14 protein-coding genes and 1 riboswitch are annotated in these 17,068 nt (G+C 66.9%); of the genes, 8 read left to right on the forward strand and 6 right to left on the reverse strand.

Annotation, left to right across the window (positions count from 1 at the left end; all coding sequences use genetic code 11):
• Positions 1 to 51 precede the first annotated feature (51 nt).
• Both ACGVWT_RS08930 and ACGVWT_RS08935 read left to right on the forward strand, forming a co-directional pair.
• Positions 52 to 1,053, forward strand: a complete 1,002-nt coding sequence (locus ACGVWT_RS08930) for a low specificity L-threonine aldolase (protein WP_315460862.1) — start codon at positions 52 to 54, stop codon at positions 1,051 to 1,053.
• Complete coding sequence (locus ACGVWT_RS08935) at positions 1,050 to 1,967, forward strand: EamA family transporter (protein WP_315460861.1); 918 nt, start codon at positions 1,050 to 1,052, stop codon at positions 1,965 to 1,967. Before ACGVWT_RS08930 ends, ACGVWT_RS08935 begins: the two co-directional genes overlap by 4 nt.
• Here ACGVWT_RS08935 and ACGVWT_RS08940 read toward each other — a convergent pair.
• Entirely contained in the window at positions 1,880 to 2,695 is an 816-nt protein-coding gene (locus tag ACGVWT_RS08940; protein WP_315460860.1) for an NAD(P)-dependent oxidoreductase, read from the reverse strand. The two genes, ACGVWT_RS08935 and ACGVWT_RS08940, sit on opposite strands and share 88 nt — an antisense overlap.
• A gap of 142 nt (positions 2,696 to 2,837) precedes the next feature.
• Positions 2,838 to 4,511, reverse strand: a complete 1,674-nt coding sequence (locus tag ACGVWT_RS08945) for a M28 family metallopeptidase (protein ID WP_315460859.1) — start codon at positions 4,509 to 4,511, stop codon at positions 2,838 to 2,840.
• A gap of 119 nt (positions 4,512 to 4,630) precedes the next feature.
• Between ACGVWT_RS08945 and pepN the strand changes: the two genes are divergently transcribed.
• The 4 genes from pepN to ung all read left to right on the forward strand — a co-directional run bounded on the left by pepN (position 4,631) and on the right by ung (position 10,118).
• Positions 4,631 to 7,249 carry an aminopeptidase N gene (pepN, locus tag ACGVWT_RS08950; protein WP_315460858.1) on the forward strand — a complete coding sequence of 873 codons (2,619 nt, stop codon included), beginning with the start codon at positions 4,631 to 4,633 and terminating at the stop codon, positions 7,247 to 7,249.
• Between the two features lie 283 nt (positions 7,250 to 7,532).
• The gene (locus ACGVWT_RS08955; protein WP_315460857.1) at positions 7,533 to 9,029 is read left to right on the forward strand and encodes a S41 family peptidase; all 1,497 of its coding nucleotides are present in this window, start codon (positions 7,533 to 7,535) and stop codon (positions 9,027 to 9,029) included.
• Positions 9,030 to 9,080: 51 nt separating this feature from the next.
• The gene (locus ACGVWT_RS08960; protein WP_116460278.1) at positions 9,081 to 9,410 is read left to right on the forward strand and encodes an alkylphosphonate utilization protein; all 330 of its coding nucleotides are present in this window, start codon (positions 9,081 to 9,083) and stop codon (positions 9,408 to 9,410) included.
• Positions 9,411 to 10,118, forward strand: coding sequence for a uracil-DNA glycosylase (ung, locus tag ACGVWT_RS08965; protein ID WP_315460856.1), 708 nt, complete (start codon positions 9,411 to 9,413; stop codon positions 10,116 to 10,118).
• A 94-nt stretch (positions 10,119 to 10,212) separates the two neighbouring features.
• Here ung and ACGVWT_RS08970 read toward each other — a convergent pair whose 3' ends face one another.
• Positions 10,213 to 10,926: a hypothetical protein gene (locus tag ACGVWT_RS08970; protein ID WP_315460855.1), complete on the reverse strand. Its 714-nt coding sequence runs from the start codon at positions 10,924 to 10,926 to the stop codon at positions 10,213 to 10,215.
• Positions 10,927 to 11,086: 160 nt separating this feature from the next.
• On the opposite strand from ACGVWT_RS08970, the gene ACGVWT_RS08975 reads away from it, so the two are divergent.
• Entirely contained in the window at positions 11,087 to 11,332 is a 246-nt protein-coding gene (locus tag ACGVWT_RS08975) for a type II toxin-antitoxin system prevent-host-death family antitoxin (RefSeq protein ID WP_315460854.1), read from the forward strand.
• Between the two features lie 148 nt (positions 11,333 to 11,480).
• Positions 11,481 to 11,978 (forward strand): type II toxin-antitoxin system antitoxin SocA domain-containing protein, encoded by a 498-nt coding sequence (locus tag ACGVWT_RS08980; RefSeq protein ID WP_315460853.1) that lies wholly within the window; start codon positions 11,481 to 11,483, stop codon positions 11,976 to 11,978.
• A 485-nt stretch (positions 11,979 to 12,463) separates the two neighbouring features.
• Here ACGVWT_RS08980 and thiC read toward each other — a convergent pair whose 3' ends face one another.
• From thiC to ACGVWT_RS08995, 3 genes are all read right to left on the reverse strand, one after another.
• Positions 12,464 to 14,371 (reverse strand): phosphomethylpyrimidine synthase ThiC, encoded by a 1,908-nt coding sequence (gene thiC, locus ACGVWT_RS08985; RefSeq protein WP_315460852.1) that lies wholly within the window; start codon positions 14,369 to 14,371, stop codon positions 12,464 to 12,466.
• Positions 14,372 to 14,410: 39 nt separating this feature from the next.
• A riboswitch (TPP riboswitch) is annotated at positions 14,411 to 14,521 on the reverse strand.
• A gap of 121 nt (positions 14,522 to 14,642) precedes the next feature.
• Positions 14,643 to 15,665 carry a ferritin-like domain-containing protein gene (locus tag ACGVWT_RS08990; RefSeq protein WP_315460851.1) on the reverse strand — a complete coding sequence of 341 codons (1,023 nt, stop codon included), beginning with the start codon at positions 15,663 to 15,665 and terminating at the stop codon, positions 14,643 to 14,645.
• Positions 15,666 to 15,706: 41 nt separating this feature from the next.
• Positions 15,707 to 16,810, reverse strand: a complete 1,104-nt coding sequence (locus tag ACGVWT_RS08995) for a ferritin-like domain-containing protein (RefSeq protein ID WP_315460850.1) — start codon at positions 16,808 to 16,810, stop codon at positions 15,707 to 15,709.
• Between the last annotated feature and the right edge of the window lie 258 nt (positions 16,811 to 17,068).

Consider the following 17,068-nt stretch of genomic DNA (forward strand, 5'->3'; position numbering starts at 1 on the left):
ATGCGATAGCCATGGTTGACGCTGTACCCCCTCGCGCCGCAAGGCAGTGGCATGCGCTTCTTTTCCGATAATGCCGCGACCGTGCACCCTCGCGTGATGGCGGCGATGGCCGACGCCAATTACCTCGACACCGCTTATGACGGCGATGGCCTGTCGCGCAGCCTCGATGCGCGTCTGTCCGACCTGTTCGGCACGGATGTCGCGGCCTTGTGGGTGCCGACCGGGACGGCGGCCAATTGCCTCGCGCTCGCTGCGCTTTGCCCGCCGCATGGCGGGGTGATCTGTCACCGCGACGCGCACATCCAAAACGACGAAGGAGGCGCCCCCGAATTCTACACCCACGGCGCCAAGCTGTTCCTGGCCGAAGGCGAGGGCGCGAAGGTGACGCCCGAGACGATCGCGGCGGTGGCTGATGCTATCCCCAACGACGTCCACCGCGTGCAGCCGCATGCGATCTCGATCACCAACGCCACCGAATACGGCCGGGTTTATACGCCGGACGAGGTGTCGGCGATCGGCGCGCTGGCGAAGCACCGGGGCTTGGGCCTGCACATGGACGGTGCGCGCTTCGCCAATGCGGTGGCGACGCTGGGCTGCACGCCCGCCGCGGTGACGTGGGAAGCGGGCGTGGACGCGTTGAGCTTCGGGTTCGTCAAGAACGGCGCGATGAGCGCGGAACTGCTGGTCTTCTTCCGCCCCGACCTGGCCGACGTGACGCGTTATCGCCGCAAGCGGGCCGGGCTGCTGTTTTCGAAGGGGCGCTATCTCGCCGCGCAGGTGATCGCGATGCTGCAGGACGATCTGTGGCTGGCGAACGCACGCGCCGCCAATGCCTGCGCCGGCGAACTCGCCGCGGCCGCGGGCGGGCGTTTAATCCATCCGGTCGAGGCGAATGAGGTGTTCCTGCGCGCTACGCCGGAGGAAGCGGCGGCGCTGCGGGCGCAGGGCTTCGACTTCTACGATTGGGCGCCCGGTGAAATCCGGCTGGTGACGGCGTGGGACAGCGCAGGCGCTCATGTCGCGGCACTCGCGAAGGCGATCGCAGCGCTGTGACGGAGGGCGCGCCGCCACAATCGACCCGGGCCGCGATCCTGATTCCGTTCGCGATCGTCACGCTGATCTGGGGATCGACGTGGCTGGTCATCCGCGATCAATTGGGCGTCGTGCCGCCCAGCTGGTCGGTGACGTATCGCTTCATCGTCGCGGGGATCGCGATGGCGCTGGTCGCGAAGGTGAAAGGCGAACGGTGGGCGCTCGATACACGCGGCTGGGTGTTCGCCGGTGCGGTCGGGCTGCTGCAATTCTGCCTGAACTTCAACTTCGTCTATCGGGCGGAACATTACATCACGTCGGGTCTGGTCGCGGTGGTGTTCGCGATGCTGCTCGTGCCCAATGCGCTGCTGGCGCGCCTCTTTCTCGGCCAGCGGATGGGACGGCAGCTGGTCGCAGGGTCTGCCGTGGCGATGGCGGGCATCGCGCTGCTGTTCCTCCACGAAGCGCGGACCGGGCCGGCGGGCGCCGCGGCGACGCTGGCGGGGATCGGCTTCACCGGCATCGCGATCCTGTCGGCATCCGGTGCCAATGTGTTGCAGGCGACGCCGACCGCGAAACGCTATCCGATGCTATCGACGCTGGCGGTCGCGATGCTGATCGGGGCGGTGATCGACGGGGCGGTCGCCTGGGCCCTGACCGGGCCGCCGGTGGTCGAGATGCGCCCCGGCTATTGGGCGGGCATCCTGTATCTGGGGCTATTCGGCTCGGCCTTCGCCTTCCCGCTCTATTACCGCGTGCTGCGCGTGATTGGGCCGGCCAAAGCGGCCTATTCCAGCGTCATCGTCCCCGTCATCGCGATGCTGCTGTCGACGCTATTCGAGGATTATCATTGGTCGCCGCTCGCCGCGGCGGGCGCAGGACTGGCCGGCGTCGGACTGGTCATCGCCTTGAGTGCGCGCAGGCCCAACCGGTAATCCGGATAGGCCGGGCGCCAGCCGAGCAGGCGTTTGGCCTTGCCGTTCGCGACGCGGCGGTTCTCGGCGTAAAAGGCGCGCGCCATCGGCGAGAGCGTTTCCAGCGCGATGATCGGTGGCGGCGGCAGCCCGAGCAGGCCGGCGGCGAAGGCGACCACGTCGTCCTGCGGGCAGGGGTGATCGTCGGCGAGATTGTAGGCGCCTGGCGGGGCGTGGCGGGCGGCAAGCACGCCGGTGACGATATCGTCGACATGGACGCGGCTGAACACCTGGGTTGGCAAGCCGACGCGATGGGCGCGACCTTCCGCCACGCGCTCCAGCGGCGAGCGGCCGGGGCCGTAAATGCCGGGCAGGCGGAAGACATGGGCGCCGCGGGACAGCCAGGCGGCATCGGCGGCGGTCCGCGCCGAGCGGCGGCCGGTGCCGGTGGGGGTGGTTTCGTCCACCCAGGCGCCGCCCGCGTCGCCATAGACGCCGGTCGAGGACAGATAGCCGAGCCAGCGGTCGTCTAGCGCGTCGCCATAGCGGGCGAGGACGGGGTCGGCGTCCCCTTCCGGCGGGACCGAGGACAGGATGTGGGTGGCGGTGGCCAGCGCGGTGCGGACGGCGGGTTCGTCGTCGAAGCGGAGCGTGCCGTTCCGGCCGTCGCGGGTGGTGCCGATGGTCGTGTCCGGCCAGGCGGCGGCGATGCGGGCGGCGGTGTAGCCGAGGCCGAAGATCAGGAGCATGGGGTTTCCGCGAATGCTCCGTCACCTCGGACTCGTTCCGGGGTCCACTCTGCGGCTAGGGGGACGGCTGGCGCCGCTTGCCGTTCCCTTGCGGCCCGGTGGACCCCGGAACGCGTCCGGGGTGACAAGAGGGAGGGAGCGCTCACTTCGCCATCGGGCCGTTGTAGGTGGTGCCGAAATAATCGCCCTTGTTCCAGGTCGGGCGCTGCGGCGCGTCGGCGACGGCGCGGGCGATGGCGTAATTGGTCGAGACGAAGCGAACGCCCTGATCCCACAGGATCGGCTGGCTGAGGTCGTCGCAAGGACGATGGTAGCAGCGGCTGAGGAAATCCCCGAACGGCTTGGCGCCGGCGCCCTTGACCCCGGGCCACAGGAAAAGCGAGGGAATGCCCTTCTTGACGAAGTTGAAATGGTCCGAACGGGTGAAGAAACCTTGTTCGGGCATCGGATCGGGCGACAGGCCGATGCCGATCGCGTTCACCGCCTTGGTCACGATCGGGCCGAGGCTGGAGCGGTCGGCACCGAAGGCGATCATGTCTTCGAACGTGTAGAGCAGCACCGGCATGTCGAGGTTGATATCGGCGACGATTGTCTGGAGCGGCACGGTCGGATGATCGACGAAATAGCTCGATCCGATCAGACCTTTCTCCTCGCCCGTCACGGCGAGGAACATGACGGTGCGGCGGGGCTTCGTCGGCGCCGTGGCGAAGCGTTTGGCCTCTTCGATCAGGCTGGCGATGCCGATCGCATTGTCGAGCGCGCCGTTGTTGATCCGGTCGCGGCCGGGCGCATCGTCGGGGCGGGCGGGCGAGACGCCGATATGGTCGAGGTGCGCCGATAGGATGACGACCTCCTTGCCGACCGTAGGGTCGTTGCCGGGCACAATGCCGATGACGTTGCTGCTGGCGGCGGGGGTGAAGCTGGTCCGGGTCGTTGCGGCGAGCGTGCCCTTGAGCGCGACGGGCGTGTAGGTCGGATCGGCGCGCTGCGCTTCGGCGACGATCGCGGACCAGGGTGTTGCGGCGCCCTCGAACAGCGTCGCGGCGGCTGCCTGGCTTAGCGTGCCGAGCACCGGGGTGGTCGACGCAGCGCTGATGCCGGTGCCGTCGGGCTTGGCCCAGGTGGTTTTGGGCGAGGCATAGCCGCCGACCAGCGCTGCGAACGGGCGCTGGCGCGGACCTGCTCGTGGAGCATCCAGCATGACGATGCCGACCGCGCCGCGAGCCGCCGCGATCTGCGCCTTGGTGGCGGCGGAGCCGAAATAGGCGCGCTCTTCGCCGGGGAAACGCGTCGGTGATCCGGCGAAGATCGCGACGATCTTGCCGCGCACATCCATGCCCCGATAGTCGTCGACGCCGAATTGCGGCGCGACGATGCCGCGGCCGGCGAAGACGACCGGCGCCGTAACGCTGGTGTCGGCGCGCGCCGGGTTGGGGCTGGGGATATAATCGGTGCCGAAGACGAGCGGCCGGGTGCGGCCTGCCGCGTCGGTCCAGCGCATCGTGCCTTCGCTCGCCGCCTTGTAGATCGTCAGCGGCACGTGTTGCAGGTAGCTGCCGGCATCGCCCGCCGGGCGCAGGCCCGCCGCCTGGAACTGCGCCGCGACATAATGCGCCGCGACGTCGTAATCCGGCGTGCCCGCCTCGCGTCCGCGCAGGGCGTCGGAGGCAAGGAACATCACGTGCGCACGCATTGCGGCCTGATCGGCCGGCAACATTGCTGCGGTATCGGCAGCGGCGATTTTGGTAAGGGCGGTCTGGGCGGAAGCGGATGCGACGAGGGTCAGCGCGGCAAGCGCGCCGGGAATACGGATCATGCTGGAAAGTCCCGACTATCGATCGCGCCAGCGTAACGGCACCGCTGCGGGTGGCAAGATACCGGAAAAGGCCGCAAGCGATGGCTGGCAGGGGGCGTGGGGGCTCCTATAAAGGACTCATGCTCGACGTTTCCAACAGCATCGCCCAGCCCGCCGTCTCTGCGCCCGCCACGGCGATCAGTCGGCACGATTACCGGCCGCCGGCGTGGCTGGTGCCCGAAACGCGACTGGTGTTCGATCTGGATGCCGCCGCGACGCGGGTGACGGCGACGCTGTCGGTGACGCGCAATCCCGATGGCGGTGCGGGCCAGCCGCTTCGGCTGGACGGAGCGGGGCAGGAGCCGCTTGCGGTACGCGTCGACGGCGTCGCGGTGAACGACTGGCGGATCGAGGGCGAGCAACTGGTCGTGCCGCTGACCGGCGATGCGCATACGGTCGAGACCGAGGTTGAGATCGCGCCCGAGCGCAACACGCAATTGATGGGTCTGTATGCCAGCGGCGGCATCCTGTGTACGCAATGCGAGGCGGAAGGCTTTCGGCGGATCACCTATTTCCCCGACCGGCCCGACGTGCTCAGCCGCTACAGCGTGCGGCTGGTGGCGGACAAGGCACGCTATCCGGTGCTGCTCGCCAATGGCGATCCCGTCGATAGCGGCGATCTGGGGGATGGGCGGCATTGGGCCGAGTGGAACGATCCTTTTCCCAAACCCAGCTATCTGTTCGCGATCGTCGCGGGCGATCTGGCGGTCAATCGCGGCAGCTTCGTCACGCAATCGGGCCGTGAGGTCGCGCTGGGCATCTGGGTCCGTGCGGCCGATATCGACAAGACGCATCATGCGCTGCACGCGCTGAAGCTGTCGATGGCGTGGGACGAACGCGTCTATGGCCGCGAATACGACCTCGACGTGTTCAACATCGTCGCGGTCGACGATTTCAACTTCGGCGCGATGGAGAACAAGGGGCTGAATATCTTCAATAGCCGCTACATCCTCGCCGATCCCGACACGGCCACCGATTACGATTACGACGCGATCGCTGCGGTGGTGGCGCACGAATATTTCCACAATTGGTCGGGCAATCGCATCACCTGCCGCGACTGGTTCCAGCTGAGCCTGAAAGAAGGCTTCACCGTCTATCGCGACCAGGGCTTTTCGGCGGATCAGGGTTCGGCGGCGGTCAAACGGATCGAGGACGTGCGCGGCCTGCGCGCGGCGCAATTCCCGGAGGATGCCGGCCCGCTCGCGCATCCGGTGCGCCCCGAAAGCTACCTGGAGATCAGCAACTTCTACACGGCGACCATCTACAACAAGGGTGCCGAGCTGATCCGCATGATGGCGACGATCCTGGGCCCCAAGGCGTTCCGCGCCGCGACCGACCTGTATTTCAGCCGCTTCGACGGGACGGCGGCGACCTGCGAGGATTTCGTCGCCTGCATGGAAGAGGCAAGCGGCATCGACCTCGCCCAGTTCCGCTTGTGGTACAGTCAGGCCGGCACGCCGCGCGTCGCCGCCAGCCTGGGCCATGAGGCGGGCGAGGGCCGCGCGACGCTGCGCCTTGCCCAGCACGTCCCCGCAACGCCGGGTCAGGATGCCAAGCAGCCGATGGTGCTGCCGCTGAAGATCCGGCTGTTCGGCGCCGAGACGGGCCGGCCGATCGGGCCGGAGCGGCTGGTGCTGCTCGACGAGGCGGCGAGCACGATCGTGTTCGACGGCGTCACCGAACGGCCCGTCCTGTCGATCAACCGCGGCTTTTCGGCGCCGGTGATCGTCGAAAGCGATCGCAGCGCCGCCGACCTCGCCTTCCTCAGCGGCCATGACGACGATCCGTTCGCCCGCTACGAGGCCATGCAGCAGCTGATGCTCGACACGCTGGTGGCGGGCGCGGTCGAGGGGCAGGCGGACCATGGTGCGGTGATCGCCGCGGTTGCCGATACGCTGAGCAATCGCGATCTCGATCCCGCCTTCATCGCCGAAGCGGTGCTGCTGCCGTCCGAAAGCTTCATCGGCGACCAGCTGGCGCTGGTCGATCCCGATGCGATCTTCGCGGCGCGCGAAAGCCTGCGCCGGGCGCTCGGCACCGAGCTCGCCGATTTGTGGCGGCATGCCTATGAGGCGGGTCCGCGCGATGCCTATGCCTATACGCCGGTCGCCAAAGGACTGCGCCGGCTGCGCAATGTGGCGCTGGGCTATATCGCCGCAAGCGGTGCGGGGGATGCGGCGAGCCTTGCCTTCCGCCAGTTCAAGCGCGCCGACAATATGACCGATCGGCAGGGGGCGCTGATGACGCTGGCGAGCAGCTATTCCGACGAGCGGGAAGCGGCGCTCGACATCTTCTACAATCGCTATGCCGGCAACAGCCTGGTCATCGACAAATGGTTCCAGACGCAGGCGCTCGCGGCGCGTGATGATACCGGGCGGCTGGTCGAGGATCTGGCGCGGCACCCCGACTTCACGCTCGCCAACCCCAATCGCGCCCGCTCGCTGATCGGGGCGTTCGGAGCGAACCAGCGCGCGTTCAACGCGGCGGACGGTTCGGGGTATCGCTTCCTCGCCGAACAGCTGATCCAGCTCGACAAGCTGAACCCGCAGACCGCGGCGAAGCTGTTGCCGCCGCTGGGTCGCTGGCGCCGCTTCGATTCGGCCCGGTCTGCGGCGATGCGTGCCGCGCTGGAGCGGATCGTTGCGGTTCCCGGCCTGTCGCGCGACCTGTTCGAACAGGCTTCGAAGAGCCTGGGGTGACCGGGCGGCCGTCAGGCCGAGGGAGAGCGGACGCCGAGACTTGGTGACGATCCGCTGATCGGGGAGCCGCGCGCCGACCGGCGCAAAGGTTTGCCAACGCCGAATACTTGGGCCGAGCGTGGCGATATCCTTGCCGTTACCGATCGGCGAAGCTTTGCCGCCGACTTGCTGCCGAGGCGGGAAAGGACGCTGATCGAGATTAATTCGGTTGTTACTGCGATCCATGTTGCGTGCCTTTCGGCCGAAGCATAGGCTGCACAGGTCTCGGGGTGGGAGAAGACGTGTGAGCGTACGGCGTGCGGTTGGGATTCTGGCGCTGACGGCGCTGTTGTCGGGTTGCGGCGGTGATGGCGGCGGATCGGGTGGCAGCGGGGCGACGAGTAGCGCGCCGACACCGACGCCAACAGCCACGCCGACCCCCACTGCCAGCAATGGCTGCTCGCTGCGCAGCCGCCAGGATTGGGTCGCGGCGCAGATGAAGGAATGGTATCTGTTCTACGATACCCTGCCGAACAGCTTGGATCCGAGCGGTTACACGACCGTCGACAGCTATCTGGATGCGCTGACCGCGACGGCGCGGGCGCAGCGCAAGGACCGGTATTTCACCTATCTGACGTCGATCCAGCAGGAAACCGCCTATTATGAGAAGGGCACCAGCGCGGGCTTCGGCTGGCGGCTGGGGCTCGATTCGTCGGGGCGGCTGTACGTCACCGAAGCCTATGAGAGCGCACCGGCGCTGACCGCGGGGATCGATCGCGGCGCGGAAATCCTGGCGATCGGCACGTCGTCGAGCAATTTGCAGACCGTCAGCAGCCTGTACAATGCCGGCGGCAGCGCGCTGAGCGATTCGCTGGGGCCGAGCACGACCGGTACGCAGCGCTATTTCCAGATCCGTGACGCCAGCGGCACGCGGACCGTTGCGGTGACGAAGACCGAGTTCGATATCACCCCCGTATCCAGCCGTTACGGCGCCAAGATCATCACCGACAACGGCCAGCGTTATGGCTATGTGAACCTGCGCACCTTCATTAACACGGCGGACGACCAGCTGCGCAACGCCTTTGCGCAGTTCAAGGCGGCGGGGATCACCAATGTCGTCGTCGACCTGCGCTACAACGGCGGCGGTCTGGTGAAAACCGCGGTGCTGATGAGCAACCTGCTCGGCGGCAATCGCTCGACGACGGACGTGATGAGCTACATGACCTATCGTCCGGAGAAGGCATCGGAGAACCAGACCTATCTGTTCCAGCCCGAGCCGAATGCGATCGCGGCGACCAAGATCGCCTTTATCGGCACGGGTAGCACGGCATCGGCGAGCGAATTCGTCATCAATGCCTTCGTCCCCTATCTGGGCGCCAACGACGGGCTGATCGGCGGCAACACCTATGGCAAGCCGGTGGGGCAGATCGCGCTGGACCAGAAGTCGTGCGACGACCGGCTGCGCGTGATCGCCTTCGCATTGCAGAATGCGGCGCGGCAGGGGGCCTATTATAACGGCCTCGCCAGCACGATGACGTCGACCTGCCAGGCAGGCGACGACATTTCGTATCCGATGGGCGATGCACGCGAGGCATCGACGCGGGCGGCGCTCGACTTCCTGCAGGGCAAGAGCTGCACGCGCATCTCTGCCTCGGCGAGCGCGAGCGCGAATGCGGGCAGCGGAGACGGCCCGCTGGCGACGCGTGCGTCGCTGCTGACCGACGTGCCCGAGCGCGAGGCGCTGATGCCGCCGTTCGAACGCCGTACGCCGGCGCAGCGCGAGGTGCCGGGGCTGTACTGACGCCGCGCGCTTTTGCCGGTATGGCCATCCCCGACCAATATGGGGGGTGACATGCAGGACGACGACAGCTTCGTGTACGACGAGGCGAGCGGCGAGTGGATCAGTGCCAGCGACGCGGCGGCGAAGGCGGCCGCGTCCGGCAACGCGGGTGGTGGCGGCGACAGCGATGTCGAGGTGCGCGACGCGGTCGGCAACCTGCTGGCCGATGGCGACCAGGTGACGCTGATCAAGGACCTGACCGTCAAGGGCGCGGGCCAGACGCTGAAGCGCGGCACGCTGATCAAGAGCATCCGGCTGACCGGCGACGCGCAGGAGATCGACTGCAAGTTTGACGGGATCAAGGGGCTGGTGCTGCGCGCCGAGTTCGTGCGGAAGCGCTGAATGGACGTGGCGGACATCGGCCCGCGGCTGGACCCGAGCTGGCGCGCGGCGCTCGACCCGGTGCTGGCGGGCGAGGCGATGGCGGACCTGCGCCGCTTTCTGACCGCGGAAGAGGCGGCGGGGAAGGCCATCCTGCCGCCACAACACGACTGGTTCCGGGCGCTGGAGCTGACGCCGCTCGACGCGGTGAAGGTCGTGATCCTGGGGCAGGACCCGTACCACGGACCGGGGCAGGCGCATGGCCTGAGCTTTTCGGTGCAGCCGGGGGTGAAGGTGCCGCCGTCGCTGCGCAACATCTTCAAGGAATTGCACGACGATCTCGGCGTCTCCCCGCCGGGCCACGGGCATCTGGAACGTTGGGCGAGGGCGGGCGTGCTGCTGCTCAACAGCGTGCTGACCGTCGAACAGGGGCGCGCCGCGGCGCATGCGGGCCGGGGGTGGGAGGCGTTCACCGACGCGGTCATCCGAGCGGTCGCCGCCAAGCCGGAGCCGGTCGTGTTCCTGCTGTGGGGCGCGCATGCGCAGAAGAAGGCGGCGTTCGTCACGGACGTGTCGCGCGGCGGGCGGCATCTGGTGCTGCGATCGCCGCACCCGTCGCCGCTGTCGGCGTATACCGGCTGGTTCGGCAGCAAGCCGTTCAGCCAGGCGAACGCCTTCCTGACCGCGCACGGCCGCGGGCCGGTGGATTGGACCTTGCCGGCGGCGTGAGCTGGCCGTGTCCCGTCCGCGCGTCGGGCGGGCCGCGAGCGACCCGCATCGGCCGCGGAAGTGGACGAAGTGGACGATACGTCATCGTCCGGAATCACGCCGAGCCGGCGTCGCCCATCGTGGCGAGCTCACGCTTCCACGCTTCGTCGCTGGCGCGCAGCTCGGCGCGGTGCGCCGCCTCTTCACGCGCCGCCGCGGCCCGCTCCTCGATCGCATCCTGCTCCGCCTCCGACACGAAGCGCGGCGGCTGGTAGCGAACGAAGGGTTTCGGCAGCGGATCGCCGGCCTCGCGGGCATAGGCGTCCGCCTCGACCTGATCGATCATGCGGTTGAGGCAGAGCGTCGCGGCATCGGGCGAGCGCTCGGCGCGCACCGTGTCCATCCACGCGCCGTAGCGGACGGGATCGCGGTAGCGCAGCAGGAACATCGTCAGCTTTTCGTCATAGCGGCGGCGTTCGCCGATCTGTTCGCCCTTGTAGAAGATCGGCGTGGCGACGCCGTGGATCGCGCGGGAAAAGGCGGCATCGGACAGGCGCTGGATCGCCTGGTCGAGCGCTGCGTCCCAGGCGAAGCGGAAACTCCGCGCATCGGTGCGCGCGCGCAGCGCATAAGCGGCGCTGGTGCTGATCCCGACGCGCTTGCATGCGGCATCGACGCAGCCGCATTCGGCGAGCGCGCGAATGAAGTCGACCTGCCGCTCGGGCGTCCAGCCATCGTGGCGATGGCGGAGTTCGACGGTGTCGAAATCGAGCGGGTTGCGGGCCGCGGCCTTGCGGCGGCGGGGCGAGCGACGGGGTGCATGTGACATGCGCGCCTATTGGGCAGGTTTTGCGCCTGTAGGACAGGGGGTGGGCAAAACGCGCGGGTTTCTGCGGGGTGTGGCTTGGGGGCGTCCTATGGGATGGGGTGTCTTTTGTTGGTGGGTTGCCATTGCCACCGGCGAAGCGCAGGTTTGCCGTATGCGCGCGATGAGCTGTTCCGAGGTGAGTGCCGATCTGGCGGGCGCGATCGAGCGGGTCGTTGCCGACTGCGCCCCGCTGGCGATCACGCTGGAGCGCGGCGAAGGCGCGGTGCTGGTGTCAGCGGGCGAATGGGCATCGATTGAGGAGACGCTGTACCTGTTGCGCCCCCCCAAGAACGCCGAGCGGTTGCTCGATGGCGTCGCCGGATTTGAGGCGGAGCGACGCCAGGGACATCGACCGACCGGGCTCTGAGTGTGGTTTTGTAGGCAACGCAAAGCCTGGACAGTGCCCGCTGGTGTTCAAAACAAAGGCGTTGCGAATGATTGTTCTTGACAAATCGCACTAGACGATTCTGGCCGGTGCGCTATATAGCGTGTATCAACGTTAAAAGGAGATGGGCGTGGAAATCACGCGGGAAAGCGCCCACGATCCTCGGGCTATAGCTAACAAAATTTTGCAAATGCGTGAGGGTGCGGGGCAGCATCTCACAATGATGCAACTGATAAAGTTGGTGTACATTGCTGACGGGTGGTCCTTAGCCCTACTCGGCAAGCCGCTATCCAAGCACAATCCACAGGCTTGGCAGTACGGGCCGGTATATCCTGTTCTCTATACAGCGTTGAGGAAATTTGGTTCTCAGCCCGTTACCTCTCCAGTGTTTGTGAAGGGTACAGATGTGCCTTTCTCAGAAGAGTTTACTGCGGATGAAGAAAAGATTCTTCAGCAGGTCGTTGATTCTTATGGAAAGCTGTCTGCCTTCAAGCTGTCCAACCTTACCCATCAGGCTGGAACGCCATGGAGCAAGGCGATGGAAGCGGGCATCTATTCTGATATAAGTGCGGGCGAAATGGCAAAGCATTTCGAAGAGCTGAGAGGGAAGCGACCTGTCAAGCAGTGATGCTCCGGACTTGGGCGCCATATCAGCCGCCGCGGACAGCGCTGCGGCTCTCCTTGATGTGGCATCTGACGATATGCGGCTGTCCGCGCTAGAGGAGCGACTAGCAAACTTAGAGGGCATTCAGGAAGATCTCAATAAACGAGAGATCGCGTACTCGGAACTGACTGATTATATAAAAGACCTTAGGTCAGACTTGAGAGACGTTCGACGTGCTAGGACGATATATGGCGCCGCCGCTCTCTTTATAGTTGGATTTCTTTTGTTTCTTTTGGTGGGCTTGGCTTTCGATCCGCGAAGCCCAATCAGCAAGCTTCCGCAATATCCCGCTGCTGCGCTGCTGATAGGCGTTTTGACCGGCGCGATAGTGATCTTGCTCACGCTAGCGAAAAGCGCTCACCGTTTGCCCACGGAACGACAAGCGGAAGAAACTAATCTCCCGCAAGTCGAGCTGATAACTCAATTTTTAAAAGCATTCAAAAGCTAGATCACTCCGCCGCCGGTAGATACACCTCGCTGCCCTTCTCGCGGAACTTCTCGCTCATTTCCGCCATGCCGGCTTCGGCGTCCGTTTCGCTTGGGGCTGCCCCTCCACCATGCTGCGCATGGTCCCCCTCCGCGCGGAGCGGGGAGGAATTGAGGAAGGTGTCGATGCCGGCATTCTGCTTCGCCGCGAAGTCACGGACTTCCTGCGTGATCTTCATGCTGCAGAACTTGGGGCCGCACATCGAGCAAAAGTGGGCGGTCTTGGCGCCTTCGGCGGGGAGCGTCTGGTCGTGGTATTGTTCGGCCGTTTCCGGGTCGAGGCTCAGGTTAAACTGGTCGCGCCAGCGGAACTCGAACCTTGCGCGGCTGAGGGCGTCGTCGCGGACCTGGGCGGCGGGGTGGCCCTTGGCGAGGTCGGCGGCGTGGGCGGCGAGCTTGTAGGTCACCACGCCGACCTTCACGTCGTCGCGGTCGGGCAGGCCGAGATGCTCCTTGGGCGTGACGTAGCAGAGCATCGCGGTGCCGTACCAACCGATCATCGCGGCGCCGATGCCGCTGGTGATATGGTCGTAACCCGGCGCGATGTCGGTGGTGAGCGGCCCGAGCGTATAGAAAGGGGCTTCGCCGCACGCTTCGAGCTGCTTGTCCATGTTCGCCTTGATCTTGTGCATCGGCACGTGGCCGGGGCCTTCGATCATGACCTGGACGTCCTGCGCCCAGGCGCGGTGGGTCAGCTCGCCGAGCGTGTAGAGCTCGCTGAACTGCGCTTCGTCATTGGCGTCGGCGATCGATCCGGGGCGCAGGCCATCGCCTAGGCTGTAGGCGATGTCATACGCCTTCATGATCTCGGTGATCTCGTCGAAGCGCTCGTAGAGGAAGCTCTCCTTGTGGTGCGCGAGGCACCATTTCGCCATGATGCTGCCGCCGCGGCTGACGATGCCGGTGACGCGCTTGGCGGTCATCGGGATGTAGGGCAGGCGGACGCCAGCGTGGATGGTGAAATAGTCGACGCCCTGTTCGGCCTGTTCGATCAGCGTGTCGCGGAAGATCTCCCACGTCAGGTCCTCGGCGATGCCGCCGACCTTTTCGAGCGCCTGGTAGATCGGCACGGTGCCGATCGGCACGGGGCTGTTGCGGATGATCCATTCGCGCGTGTCGTGGATGTTGCGGCCCGTCGACAGGTCCATGACCGTGTCCGCGCCCCAGCGGATCGACCAGACGAGCTTGTCGACTTCGCTGGCGACGTTGCTGGCGACCGCGCTGTTGCCGATGTTGGCGTTGATCTTGACCAGGAAATTGCGGCCGATCGCCATCGGTTCGGATTCGGGGTGGTTGACGTTGTTGGGGATGATCGCGCGGCCGCGGGCGACCTCGTCACGGACGAACTCGGGCGTCACGTAATCGGGGATGGCGGCGCCGAAGCTTTCGCCGTCGCGCGTGTATTCGCGAAGGCGCTCGCGGCCGAGGTTTTCGCGGGTGGCCACATATTCCATCTCGGGCGTGATGATGCCGCGGCGGGCATAGTGCATCTGGCTGAGGTTGCCGCCGGCCTTGGCGCGGAGCGGCTTGCGGCCGGTGTGCGGGAATTGGGGCACGCCGCCGGAGCGGTCGGGGCCGAGCTGGCCGTTGTCTTCGGGGCGGATGGCGCGGCCGTCATAGGCCTCTGTATCGTCGCGGGCGTCGATCCACTGGCGGCGCAGCTGGGGCAGGCCGGCCATGATGTCGATGCGCGCCTGCGGATCGGTATAGGGGCCCGAGGTGTCGTAGACGCGGACGGGGGGCTCGCCCGACGATGGGTCGAGATGGATTTCGCGCATCGCGACGTTGAGCGGGCCGACGTGGACTTTCTTCGAGCCGCGGATCGGCCCGGTGGTGACGCCAATCTCGGTACGGGCGGGGATGTCGGCCATGGGTCTTGCTCTCCAAATACGGAGAGCGGGCGGTTCATGAGTGTGAAACCGCTCCCTCCCTCCGCCGGTGTCAACCGGATCAGGTTCAGCGGGTCGCGGCCTCGTGGCCGCCTCTCAAGCGCCGGATATAGCGCTCCCCCGGGGATGACAGGGGTTTACGCGCTTTTTGTAGGGGTGCCAAATGAAACGTGGCGCTTGGGGCTGCCCCTCCACCACCCGGCTTTGCCGGGCGGTCCCCCTCCCCTGCGGAGCAGGGGAGGATCTAGAGAGGTCAGCCGCTGGCGGCGGACGTGCGGATGTTGCCGTTGATGCCGTTGGGGAAGAAGCCGCCGGCGGTTACCGCTGCCTTGTTGAGGAAGACGATGTTGAGCACCTGGCCGGTCGAGCGGCTGTAGACGATGCCGTTGGAATCGGTCGGCACGATGTTGGCCGTGCTGGTGTCGCCGATGCCCTGGTCGGTATCGCTGGCGCCGTCGAGGCTGTCGCGCGCGTCGGAGATGAGGCGCGCGTTGTTGAGGATCGCCGGGTTATAGAGGATCGACGAGGCGTCGATGCCCTTGCGGTACAGGACCGAGCGGATCAGGCCGGCGTGATAGCTTTCGGCGGCGAGGATGCCGGCGGCGGCTTCGAGATAGACCTTGTTGCCGATCGCGGGCGCGGCGCCCTTGTAGGCGCTGACGCCGACGTCTTCGAACAGATACGCGCCGAGCAGGAAGCTGACGTCGTCGGCATAGGGGTTGAACGTGCCGCTCGAACCGACCACGCCCGCCGCACGGGCGGCGGCGGTGAAGGCGCCGTTGGCGTCGCCCGAGATGTTGATCGCCGGCATCGCCACCGCCGCACCGACGCCGCCCGACCCGGCGCCCAAGGCGGTGCGCAGGAAGGTGACGTGCGCGATTTCGTCATTGGCGATTTCGCGCGCATACTGCGCCACTACCGGGTCCTGGAAGGGCACCTGCGCGCCGCCGGTCACCGTGCCGCCGATGCCGACGCCAGTGGTGAGGCCGGGGTTCAGGCCCTGGCCGAAGGCGGCCCAACTGTAGAATTGCGCCTCGAGATATTCGAGGTTGAGCGCGAAGTTGAGCACGTCGGCGTCCGCCGCGATCGGCGTCGGGCTGCCGGTGGGGGTGGGCGTCGGCGTCGCGGTGCCGCCGGTGTCGCCACCGCAGGCGGCGAGCAGCGAGAGCGCACCCGCCGAGGCGGCGGCGCCGCCGGCATAGCGCAGGAAGGCGCGGCGTTCGGCACGGCGATCGGCGATCGCGGAAAGGATGGTATCGGTCGGAAGATCGGTCATCGGGTCTGTCCCTGGCGAAATCGGTTGGAGCGCGTCGGCGATCAGGAGGCGGTGGCCGCCTTGATCGTGCCGTTGAGGCCGGCGGGGAAGAACCCGCCCGCGCTCGTCGCCGCGGCGTTGAGATAGACGATGTTGAGCACCTGGTTGGGGCTGCGGCTGTAGACGACGGCGTTCGCGTCCGCCGGCACGATGTTCGACACCGGGAAGGTCGGTGCGGGCGTCGGCGAGGCGGTTGCGGTGGGGGTCGGCGTCGGGGTGGGCGTGGGCGTCGGGGTCGGCGTCGCGGTGACGCCGCCCGCGGGCGCGGTGGTGGTGCCCGGGGTGATGCCCTGGTCGATGTCGGTCGCGCCATCCAGGCTGTCGCGCGCGTCGGAGATGCCCTGCACCCAGCCGATCAGCGGCGAACCCGAGACGAGGCCCTTGCGGTACAATTCGCCGCGGATCGTTGCGGCGTGATACGCCTCGGTCGCCATGATGCCGGCCGCGGCCTCGACATAGGTCTTGGTGAGCAGCGGCGCGGCGCCCTTGTATGCGGTGACGCCGACGTCTTCGAAGATGAAGGCGGCGAGGAGGAAGGCATCCTCGTTCGCATAGGGATTGAACGTCTGGCCGGCGGTGATGATCTTGGCGGCGACCGCAGCGGCCGAGAAGGCGCTGTTCGCGCCGACCGACAGATCGAGCGCGGGCTGTGCGACCACGGTGCTGCTGCCGATCGCGTTGCGCAGGAAGGTGACGTGCGCGACCTCGTCCGCGGCGATTTCGCGGGCGTAGCGGGCGATGATCGGATCGGCGAAGGGCACCGCGGTGGCGCCGGTCGCGTTCACCGAACCGGCGGTGCCGGCACCGCCGAGCAGGCTGGACGAAATGCCCGCGCCGGTGGTGGCATAGGCGTAGAATTGCGCTTCGAGATATTCGAGGTTCAGCGCGAAGTTCAGGATGTCCTGATCGTTATAGGTCGGCGTCGGGGTCGCGGTGGGCGTCGGCGTCGATTGCGCGGACGCACCGCTGGCGAGACCCAGCGCCCCGGTGACGGCCATGGCGCCCAGCGCATCGCGGAAGAAGGCGCGGCGCTGTTCGCGGCGGTCGACGCGGGCGTCGAGGGCGGCGATCAGCCGGTCGCTGTCGATATCGGTACGGGCGGTCATGACTTCAGGGTCCTCCCCAAACACGCGGGCGGCGGCGGACCGCCGAGAATGGCAACAGCCGTTCCGCATCCCGCCGGACGCGTCAACCCCGCAAGTCGGCGAAACCACTCGGCTCGGCGTGTCTTCAGGGTGGCGTGGGATGATCAACGTGTCGTCTTGCGGCGGCAGTGGCTCGCGCGAGGACGTGGAGGGAGAGCGGGGTTTGCGCGAAGGTGGGGAGATTTCAGATCGATCGCTATCAGCCGCGCGGGCGCCCTC

Origin of the sequence: Sphingomonas sp. S6 (genome assembly GCF_043498045.1) — a bacterium.
Classification (GTDB): domain Bacteria; phylum Pseudomonadota; class Alphaproteobacteria; order Sphingomonadales; family Sphingomonadaceae; genus Sphingomonas.